The following is a 2,172-nucleotide window of genomic DNA, read 5'->3' as shown; positions in this document are numbered from 1 at the left end:
GTTCCGCGCGGGACCCCTGCGGGGCTGCCGGTCCGGGTGGGCGCCACGCCCGGGCCCCGCGCGGAACCGACCGGACGGGACGGCCGGGGGCGCGCCCCGGCGCCGATCGCGCGGCGGTCCGGGCCATACGGCCGGGTCGCCGCCCCCACCGAACGACCAGCCGGACCGGCGCCGGGGGACGTGGGCCCGGCCCGTCCCGGAGGCCCGGTCACCGCGGCACACGACAGCCCGGCCGCGAGGGGCGACGACGGGCCGGGTCGTACGACTGGCCCCGAGGGCTCACCGGTGACGGGCGATCCGGGCGGACGGGCCGCCCCGGTGGGCGGGGCGCCGGCCGCCCACGGTCATCGTCCGCCCACGGACCGCACCGGTGGGCGGCTGCGCCGCTCCCCGGCCGCTCAGCCGGGCAGGGGGCCGGTCGCCACCGGGCGGGTGGGGTCCGTCGTCCATTCGCTCCACGAGCCCGCGTACAGCGCGGCCTCGATGCCCGTCGTCGCCAGGGCCAGCACCGTGTGGGCGCCCGAGACCCCCGAGCCGCAGTAGACGCCCACCGGCGTGCCCTCCGCCGCGCCCAGGGCCGTGAAGCGCTCCCGCAGCTCCTCCGGGGCCCGCAGCAGGCCCGCGGGCGTCACGTTCTCCGTGGTCGGCGCGGACACCGCGCCGGGGATGTGGCCGCCCACCGGGTCGATCGGCTCCACCTCGCCCCGGTACCGCTCCCCCGCCCGCGCGTCCAGCAGCAGCCCGTCCCGGGCCAGCTGGGCCGCGTCCGCCGCGTCCAGCAGCGGCATGCCACCGGGCCGGGGGACGAAGTCGCCCGGCTCCGGCGCGGGCACCTCGCGGGTCAGCTCGCCCTCCCAGGCGGCCAGCCCGCCGTCCAGCACCCGGACCCGCCGGTGTCCGGCCCAGCGCAGCAGCCACCAGGCGCGCGCCGCCGCCCAGCCCTGCCCGCCGTCGTACACCACCACCGGCCGGTCCTCCCGCACCCCGGCCCGGCGCATCGCCGCGCCGAACGCCTCCGGGTCCGGCAGCGGATGCCGCCCGCCGGGGCCGGCGGGGCCCGCCAGCTCCGTGTCCAGGTCCACGTAGACCGCCCCGGGCAGGTGCCCGGCCTCGTAGGCGGGCCGCCCCGGCGGGCCGCCGAGCTGCCAGCGGATGTCCAGCAGGACCGGTTCCGAGAGGTCGGCGGCGAGGCCGGCCGCCGTGATCAGCACACTCATCCCGCCATTCTCGCGCCGAAACAGGCATGGCGAGGCGCCGTAGCGGTAGGGACCTTGATCAGGGGACACTGGAGATGAGCGGCACCGGCGTATGCCGGACCGCATCGATGAGGGTCACAAGGAGACGAGCATGACCGTAGGAGCGGCTCCACCCAGACCGGGCACACCTTGCTGGGCGAGTCTGATGGTGCACGACCTGGCGGGAAGCCAGGAGTTCTACCGGAGCCTGTTCGGATGGGAGTTCGAGGAAGGGCCCGGGCAGCTGGGCCTGTATGTCCGCGCCCTGCACGAGGGGCGCCCCGTGGCCGGGGTCGGCGAGATCGCGGCCGACCTGCAGCGTCCCTCCGCGTGGCTGCCGTACATCGCCACCGCCAACGCCGACGCCACCACCGCCATGATCCGGGACTGCGGCGGCACCCTGGCGGTGGGCCCGCTGGACGCCCAGCAGGTGGGGCGGCTGGCCATCGCCGCGGATGTGTGCGGGGGCGCGTTCGGGGTCTGGGAGGGGCGTACGTACCATGGTGCGCCGTTCCACGAGACCCCGGGCGCCCCGGCCTGGACGGAGCTGATCACCCCGGAGACGTCGCTGGTCAGCAAGTTCTACTCGATGGTCTTCGGCTACGAGGCGGTGCCCACCCCGGCCTTGCCGGCCGGTACGGACCATCTCACGCTGCGGCTCGGCGGCCGTTCGGTGGCCGGGATCGCCGGAGTGGGCTCCGATCTGCCGCAGGACCGGGGGCCGCACTGGATGACGTACTTCTCGGTGCGCGACCTCGACCGGGACGCCGTCCGGGTCGGTGAGCTGGGCGGGCGGCTGCTGAAGGAGCCGCACGACACGCCGTTCGGCGTCGTGGCGGCGGTGGAGGATCCGGAGGGCGCGCCGTTCGCCCTGGTGGACCCGAGCCGGCGGCCGCCGGCCGAGAGCTAACCGGCGCCGCGGGCGCTGTCGACCTGG

General features: G+C 77.2%; 2 protein-coding genes. One reads left to right on the top strand and one right to left on the bottom strand.

What is annotated here, in order from left to right:
* Positions 1-398: 398 nt before the first annotated feature.
* On the bottom strand, positions 399-1,217 hold the full coding sequence (locus ACFV5N_RS27315; RefSeq protein WP_385605069.1) for a sulfurtransferase: 819 nt from the start codon (positions 1,215-1,217) through the stop codon (positions 399-401).
* Positions 1,218-1,347: 130 nt separating this feature from the next.
* Here ACFV5N_RS27315 and ACFV5N_RS27310 point away from each other — a divergent pair, with 130 nt between their 5' ends.
* Positions 1,348-2,145: a VOC family protein gene (locus ACFV5N_RS27310; protein ID WP_385605066.1), complete on the top strand. Its 798-nt coding sequence runs from the start codon at positions 1,348-1,350 to the stop codon at positions 2,143-2,145.
* Positions 2,146-2,172: the final 27 nt, after the last annotated feature.

Origin of the sequence: Streptomyces sp. NPDC059853 (assembly GCF_042731495.1) — a bacterium.
In the GTDB taxonomy this organism is placed as follows: Bacteria; Actinomycetota; Actinomycetes; order Streptomycetales; family Streptomycetaceae; genus Streptomyces.
Note: the sequence above shows the minus strand (reverse complement) of the source record. Positions and strands in the feature narration are given on the sequence as shown.